Raw genomic sequence first — 9213 nt, forward strand, 5'->3', positions numbered from 1 at the left:
AAATACAATGCAACACCAACAGCCTGTGAAGCATCTATTCAATACGGAGAGGTAGAAGATTATACAGTTGTAATAGGATCATCACAAGCAGATACGACTGCACCAAGTGCACCAAGTAGTGCTTCAGCGTCAAGCGTAACACAAACTACTTTAACATTAAGTTGGTCAGCGTCTACAGATAATGTAGCGGTAACTGAATATGATGTTTATCAAGGAGCAACAAAAATAGGGTCTACGGCTAATACAACAACGAATGTTACAGGATTAACAGCAGCAACAGGTTATGCTTTTTCAGTAAAAGCAAAAGATGCAGCAGGAAATGTATCATCGTCAAGTAATACGGTAAATGTAACAACCTTATCAAACGCAGTTTCTTACTGTGCATCAAAAGGAAGTAGAGTTACTTACGAGTGGATCGATTATGTAGCATTCGGAGGAATGACTAATACAACAGCGGCAAATGGAGGATATGGAGATTTCACTTCAAAAGTAGCTACGGTAGCATTAGGAAGTACCAATCAATTAGTTTTAAGTGCAGGATTTTCAGGAACAGCATATAACGAACACTTTACAGTTTGGATTGATTATAACCAAGATGGAGATTTTACAGATGCAGGAGAGCAAGTTACTACAGGTAACTCATCAAGTGCAGCAAACAGAATTGCAGATATTGTAATTCCATCAACAGCAACTTTAGGGCAAACAAGAATGCGTGTTTCAATGAAGTACAATGCAGCATCGACTTCTTGTGAAGCTAATTTAGGAGATGGAGAAGTAGAAGATTATACAGTTAATATAACAGGAGCAACTGCAAATACAAGAACAACAATTGTATCGGGAGAAACTATTAAAAATCAAAACAGTATAGCTTTAATGGCATATCCTAACCCATCAGTAGATTTCGTACAAGTTAAGTTGGCGTCTAAATCAACTAATATGACTTATAAGATTGTAAATGTAACTGGAAGCGTTGTGCAGTCTGGTCATTTATATTCTTCAAGTATAAATGTATCTAAATTAAATACAGGAATGTATATTTTAGAAGTTAATGATGGTCAAAAAGTATTGACAACGAAACTTTTAAAGAAGTAGGTTTATATTAAATAAATCTGTTTTTTAAGAAGCCCTAGAGATTAATCTCTAGGGCTTCTTTCTGTATACGAGTAAGTCATAAATTTTTAATCATTTAAAAATGTAATAAGTTGAAACCTTTAATTAAATATATTCTAGAATTACATTAAGTAAAAAATAATATAAAACAGCTTTAAGTGTATTTATTGAACTAGTTCAATTTTTTTAACGTAAAACAATTGTTTTTTTGCATTAAAATTTAACTTAAAACCCTTCTAATAATGAAACAAAAGATTACTTTGTTATTAATGTGCTTCTTTTTTGCAGGAGCTACTTATGCTCAACAAAAAAGAACATGCCATACAATGGAAGATCTGGAAAATAGAAAAAGACAAGATCCTACATTACAAAAACGAATGGATGAAATTGAAAGATTTACCCAAAGCAAAATAAAAGAGAATAGGAGTACTAAGAGAAAAATTTCTGGATCAATTATAACAATTCCAGTAGTAGTACATGTATTGTATACTAACTCTACAAATAATATTAGTGATGCTCAAATTCTTTCTCAAATTGATGTTTTAAATAAAGATTTTAGAAGAAAAAACACTGATAAAACTAATAAATGGTCACAAGGAGCTGATGTTCAAATTGAGTTTGCTATGGCAAAAATTGATCCTAATGGGAATTCAACAACAGCAATTACTAGAAAATTAGTTAGTAGTTCAGATTGGGGAACTAAGTTTAAAGCAAATAATGCCATGAAAAGTTCTGCGACTGGAGGAGTAAACCCATGGAATACTTCTGAATATTTAAATATGTGGATTGTTCCTAAGATGACTTCTACTGGTCCTAACGGAGATGGAAGTACTTTAGGATTTGCTCAATTTCCAGGTGGAGCAGCAGCAACTGATGGTTTAGTAATGATTCATGATGCTTTTGGTTCTACAGGTACACTTAATCCTTCTTTTAATTTAGGAAGAACGACTACACACGAAATAGGACATTATTTAAATTTACGTCACATATGGGGAGATGGACCATGTGGTTATGATGATTTTGTATCAGATACACCAGAATCTGATGCAGCTAATTATGGATGTAGTACTGGACATATTTCTTGTGGTTCTGAAGATATGGTTCAAAATTATATGGATTATTCAGATGATGCATGTATGAACTTATTTACATTAGGACAAAAAAATAGAATGCGTGCTGTGTTAGAAGCAGGTGGTTCTAGACGTAGCTTAGCTTTATCTGATAAGTTTGGTAGTGGGAGTATTTTTAATGCAGTAGTGCCAACAGGAGTTTCAATAAGTGGAGTTTCTGCAACAGGAGCAATAGTAAGTTGGACAGCGGTTTCAGAAGCAACTTACGATGTTAGATACCGTAAAGTAGGAGCTAGTTCATGGGTAACTAATTCTTCATCAACTACATCTGTAACATTAAGTGGGTTATCTGCTTCTACACAATACCAAGTTCAAGTTCGTGGTAGGTATTCGTCAGTAAATTCAAACTATAGCGCTTCAGTAAATGTAACAACCTTATCAAATGCAGTTTCTTATTGTGCTTCAAAAGGTGGTAGAGTTACTCATGAGTGGATTGATTATGTAGCATTCGGAGGAATGACCAATACAACAGTAGCAAATGATGGCTATGGAGACTTTACCTCAAAAGTAGCTGAGGTAGCACTAGGAAGTACGAATCAATTAGTTTTAAGTGCAGGATTTTCAGGAACAGCATATAACGAACACTTTACAGTTTGGATTGATTATAACCAAGATGGAGATTTTACAGATGCAGGAGAGCAAGTTACTACAGGTAACTCATCAAATGCAGCAAACAGAGTTGCAGATATTGTAATTCCATCAAACGCAATTATAGGACAAACAAGAATGCGTGTTTCAATGAAGTACGATGCAGCATCTACCTCTTGTGAAGCTAATTTAGGTGATGGAGAAGTGGAAGATTATACTGTTAATATAATAGCAGCAACCGTAAATACAAGAATAACAACTGTATTAGGAGAAGCTATTAAAAATCAAGAAAGTTTAGACTTAGTGGCATATCCTAATCCATCAGTAGATTTTATACAAGTTAAGTTAGCATCTAAATTAACTAAGGTATCTTATAGGATTGTAAATGTAATTGGAAGAATTATACAATCAGGTTATTTAGATTCTTATAGTATAAATGTATCTAATTTAAATACAGGAATGTATATTTTAGAAGTTAATGATGGTCAAAAGATGTTGAAAACCAAGTTGTTAAAAAAGTAATACAAAAAAATAAATTGTTTTTAAACTCGTTAATCTCAGTGTGCTACTGGGTTTAACGAGTTTTTTTGTGGTAAATACATTGATTTTAATTATTTGTTGCTAATTTGTTGATTTTTAGCTATATTAGAGAAGTATATAATAAGGTAAGTGTGTTTTTTTTACGAAAAACACATTATTGTTATGATTAACTAACTTAACTCCCTCCAGAATGAAATACAAGTATTTAAAAAGTCTTGTACTAGCAAGTGTTATTTTGGGATCAAACTTTCAAACACAAGCTCAAGACAAAAGAGAAGTAGCGCAAATTCGTAGTAACTACAACTTAACTAAACTTCAAAAAATTAAAGGAAACTTTGAAAGAGTTACCAAAACAGAAAAAGAACAAGCTGTAAAAATAGCTAAAAAGAAAGGTTGGAAAACTAAATTTACAACGAAAGAAGGTGGTTTAGTAGAATTGCAAAGAGTTGTAAATGGAAAACCTATTTATTACACTACTTTTAATGTTTCAGCGTCAAAATCTACAAGAACAAATCATTTAAATTCAGGAGGATCATTAGGATTAAACTTAATGGGACAAGGTATGACGGCTCATGTTTGGGATGGAGGTTTGGCAAGAATTACGCACCAGGAATATGATGGAGCAGGAGGAAATAATCGTTTTTCCATTGGAGACGGTACAACAGTTAAACATTACCATTCAGCTCACGTAACGGGTACTATAATATCTTCAGGTATTGACGCTAATGCAAAAGGAATGGCTCCATATGGAAAAGCCATTGGTTATGATTGGAATAATGATAAAACAGAGGCTACAACAGCAGCAGCAAACGGAATGTTAATCTCAAATCATTCGTATGGTTATGCAACTAGAAACCAACAAGGTCAGGTACAATTGCCTCAACATTATTTTGGAGGGTATATAGATCAGTCTAGAGCATGGGATGAGATTTTATTTAATGCACCAAATTTTTTAATGGTAGTTGCTGCAGGAAACGATGGAAATGATAATACGGCAAATACAAATCCGACAGGAGGTTCTGGTTTCGATAAGTTAACAGGGCATTCTGTTTCAAAAAACAATTTAGTAGTTGCAAATGCGCAAGATGCTAATGTTGATGCTAATGGGAACTTAATCTCTGTTTCTATTGCAGGAAGTAGTAGTGAAGGACCAACAGATGATTTTAGAATAAAACCAGATATTACAGGTAATGGCTCGAGTGTATATTCTACTTATGCAAGTAGTGATACGGCTTATAATTCAATTACAGGTACCTCAATGGCATCACCAAACGTTGCAGGATCTTTAATTTTATTACAACAACATCATAAAAACTTAAATAATGGTAGTTTTATGAAGGCAGCTACTTTAAAAGGATTGGCGCTACATACTGCTGATGATGCAGGAGCATCTGGACCAGACGCTGTTTTTGGTTGGGGATTATTGCATACAAAAAGAGCTGCGGAAGTAATTACAAATAATGGAAATCAATCTAAAATTGAGGAGTTAACATTAATATCAGGTCAAACATATACAGTTACTGTTGATTCTGATGGAACAAGTCCGTTATTAGCTTCTATTTCTTGGACGGATAGACCAGGGGTATCGGTTACAACAGTAAATTCTACGACACCAGTATTGGTAAATGATTTAGATATAAGGGTATCTAAATCAGGAACAACATTTTTGCCATATGAATTAACAGGAGCAACAACCAATACAAAAAGAGATAATAATGTAGATCCTTTTGAAAGAGTTGATGTAGCAAATGCTTCAGGAACGTATACTATTACAGTAACACACAAAGGAAGTTTAACGGGAGGAAGTCAAAATTACAGTTTAATTGTAACAGGTTTAACAAGTACACCAGTAGTTTGTAATGCAACTGTACCAACTGGTATTTCAACAACAGGAGTAACATCAACAGGCGCTTTGGTAAATTGGTTAGCAGTTTCAGGAGCAACTTACGATGTAAGATATAAAGCAGTTTCGGCTTCATCTTGGATAACAAGTGTAGTTTCAACAACAACAAAAGCTTTAAGTGGTTTATCAGCATTAACACAATACGAAGTACAAGTACGAAGTAAATGTTCATCAGGAAACTCATCTTATAGTGCATCAGTAAACTTTACTACACCAGCTGTAACTATTAGTTATTGTGCTTCAAAAGGAGCAAGTGTAAATGATGAATACATTCAAAAAGTAGTTTTAGGAACAATAAGTAATACATCAACGGGAGGAAACGGTTATTCAGATTACACATCAATTTCTACTGATTTAACAAAAGGATCATCAAACACAATAACAATTACGCCAAAATGGACAGGAACAATTTATAGTGAAGGGTATGGAGTTTGGATTGATTATAATCAAGATGGAGATTTTTCAGATGCAGATGAAACAGTTTGGGTGAAGTCAAAATCAACAACAACGCCGGTAAGTGGAACATTTACAGTGCCGTCTTCAGCGACTAGTGGAGTAACAAGAATGCGTGTTGTGTTAAAATACAATGCAACGCCAAAGGCATGTGAAACACTTTTTTCTTATGGAGAAGTAGAGGATTATACAGTGAATATACAATCAGCAGAGGTTGACACTACAGCACCGAGTGCACCAAGTAATGCTTCAGCAACAAGTGTAACACAAACTACCTTAATATTAAATTGGTCAGCATCTACAGATAATGTAGCAGTAACTGAATATGATGTTTATCAAGGAGCAACAAAAATAGGATCTACGGCTAATACTACAATGAATGTTACAGGATTAACTGCCGCAACAGGTTATACTTTTTCAGTAAAAGCAAAAGATGCAGCAGGAAATGTATCATCGTCAAGTAATATCGTAAATGTAACAACCTTATCAAACGCGGTTTCTTATTGTACATCAAAAGGAACAAGAGTTACTTATGAGTGGATTGATTATGTAGCATTCGGAGGAATGACTAATACAACAGCAGCAAATGATGGCTACGGAGATTTTACCTCAAAAGTTGCAGTAGTAGTATTGGGAAGTACCAATCAATTAGTGTTAAGTGCAGGATTTTCAGGGGCGGCTTACAACGAGCACTTTACAGTTTGGATAGATTATAACCAAGATGGAGATTTTACAGATGCAGGTGAACAAATTGCTGTAGGTAACTCATCAAGTGCAGAAAATAGAATAACAGATATTGTGATTCCATCAGATGCAAGTATAGGACAAACGAGAATGCGTGTTTCAATGAAATACAATGCAGCATCAACTTCTTGTGAAAGCTTTGGGGATGGAGAAGTAGAAGATTATACGATTATTATAGCAGCAGCAGCGATAAATGCAATGCCAACGGTTGTACCAGGAGAAAATATTGATAGTCAAGAAAATTTAGACTTAATAGTATATCCTAACCCATCAGTAGATTTTATACAAGTTAAATTGGCATCTCAGTCAACTGAAATGACTTATAAGATTATAAGTGTAATCGGAAGTATTGTGCAGTCAGGTCATTTAGATTTGTCTAGTATTGATGTATCTAACTTAAATAAAGGAATGTATATTTTAGAAGTTGGCAGTGATGGAAAAGTGTTGACAACTAGATTTTTAAAGAAGTAAAAAATATTTTTTTAACCTCTGCTAATCCCAGTAACTAACTGGGTTTGTTAGAGGTTTTTTTTGTGAAAAAACCATTGATTTTGTTGTTTAATTATGAATTTCTTGTTTTTTTTATATATTTGCGGGGTAAATGATAAAATATTAATATTATTTTTAATAAAAACATCGTTTATTTAAATTAACTAATTTATACCCTTCAAAAATGAAAAACAAGTACTTAAAAAGTCTTGTATTGGCAAGTGTTGTCTTAGGATTAAACTATCAAACACAAGCTCAAGACAAAAACGAAGTAGCGCAAATTCGTAGTAAATACAATTTGACTAAACTTCAAGAAATTAAAGGAAACTTTGAAAGAGTTGCCAAAACAGAGAAAGATCAAGCTATACGAATAGCTAAACAGAAAGGTTGGAAAACTAAATTTACAACGAAAGAAGGTAGTTTAGTAGAGTTACAAAGAGTTGTAAACGGAAAACCTATTTATTACACTACTTTTAATGTTGCAGCAGCAAAATCTACAAGAACAAATCATTTAAATTCAGGAGGATCATTAGGATTAAACTTAATGGGGCAAGGTATGACTGCTCATGTTTGGGATGGAGGTTTAGCAAGAACTACGCACCAAGAATATGATGGAGCAGGAGGAAATAACCGTTTCTCTATTGGTGATGGTACTACAGCAAGACATTTTCATGCGGCTCACGTTGCAGGAACTATAATATCTTCAGGTGTAAAAGCAAATGCGAAAGGTATGGCACCTCACTCTAAAGCGGTTGGTTATGATTGGAATAACGATAAAACTGAAGCAACATCAGCAGCCTCTAATGGTATGTTAATTTCTAATCATTCGTATGGTTATGCAACTAGAAATCAACAGGGTCAGGTACAATTGCCTCAACATTATTTTGGAGGATATATAACAGAGTCTCGTGCATGGGATGAAATAATGTTTAATGCGCCAAATTATTTAATGGTGGTTGCTGCAGGTAACGATGGAAATGATAATACAGCAAATAACAATCCAACTGGAGGTTCTGGTTTCGATAAGTTAACAGGGCATTCTGTTTCAAAAAACAATTTAGTAGTTGCAAATGCGCAAGATGCTAATGTTGATGCTAGTGGAAATTTAGTTTCTGTATCTATTAATAGTTCAAGTAGTGAAGGGCCAACTGATGATTTTAGAATAAAACCAGATATTACAGGTAATGGTACTGGAGTGTATTCTACTTATGAAAGTAGTGATACGGCTTATAATTCAATTACAGGTACTTCAATGGCATCACCAAATGTTGCAGGGTCTTTAATTTTATTACAACAACATCATAAAAACTTAAATAGCGGTAGTTTTATGAAAGCAGCTACCTTAAAAGGATTAGCACTTCATACGGCAGATGATGCAGGAGCATCTGGACCAGACGCTGTTTTTGGTTGGGGATTATTGCATACAAAAAGAGCTGCAGAAGCAATTACAAATAATGGAAATCAATCTAAAATTGAAGAGTTAACATTAACATCAGGTCAAACATATACAATTACTGTTGATTCTGATGGAACAAATCCGTTATTAGCTTCTATTTCTTGGACAGATAGACCTGGTACAGCAAACACAACAGTAAATTCTACGACACCAGTATTGGTAAATGATTTAGATATAAGAGTATCTAAATCAGGAACAACATTTTTGCCATATGAATTAACAGGAGCAACAACCAACACAAAAAGAGATAATAATGTAGATCCTTTTGAAAGAGTTGATGTAGCAAATGCTTCAGGAACATATACTATTACAGTAACGCACAAAGGAAGTTTAACGGGAGGAAGTCAAAATTACAGTTTAATTGTAACAGGTTTAACAGGTACATCAGTAGTTTGTAATGCAACTGTACCAACAGGTGTTTCAACAACAGGAGTAACATCAACAGGAGCTTCGGTAAACTGGTCAGCAGTTTCAGGAGCAACTTACGATGTAAGATATAAAGCAGTTTCGGCTTCATCTTGGACAACAAGTGCAGTTTCAACAACAACAAAAGCTTTAAGTGGTTTATCAGCATCAACACAATACGAAGTACAAGTACGAAGTAAGTGTTCATCAGGAAATTCATCTTATAGTGCATCAGTAAACTTTACTACACCAGCGGTAACTATTAGTTATTGTGCTTCAAAAGGGGCAAGTGTAAATGACGAATACATTCAAAAAGTAGTTTTAGGAACAATAAGTAATACATCAACAGGAGGAAACGGTTATTCAGATTACACTTCAATGTCTACTGATTTAAC

At 34.1% G+C, this 9213-nt stretch carries 4 protein-coding genes; all 4 read left to right on the forward strand.

The window, feature by feature from the left end; all coding sequences use genetic code 11:
* Positions 1–1092, forward strand: a 1092-nt coding sequence (locus tag H518_RS0109915) for a GEVED domain-containing protein (RefSeq protein WP_028888910.1), incomplete at its 5' end; no start/stop codon positions are given.
* Positions 1093–1352: 260 nt separating this feature from the next.
* A complete protein-coding gene (locus tag H518_RS20515; RefSeq protein WP_051263732.1) occupies positions 1353–3350 on the forward strand; it encodes a GEVED domain-containing protein in 1998 nt (665 codons plus the stop codon).
* 208 nt (positions 3351–3558) lie between these two features.
* On the forward strand, positions 3559–6939 hold the full coding sequence (locus H518_RS0109925) for a GEVED domain-containing protein (RefSeq protein WP_028888911.1): 3381 nt from the start codon (positions 3559–3561) through the stop codon (positions 6937–6939).
* 202 nt (positions 6940–7141) lie between these two features.
* A partial coding sequence (locus H518_RS0109930) for a S8 family serine peptidase (protein WP_155995198.1) occupies positions 7142–9213 on the forward strand: 2072 nt, incomplete at its 3' end.

Origin of the sequence: Tenacibaculum ovolyticum DSM 18103, assembly GCF_000430545.1 — a bacterium.
Lineage (GTDB): Bacteria > Bacteroidota > Bacteroidia > Flavobacteriales > Flavobacteriaceae > Polaribacter > Polaribacter ovolyticus.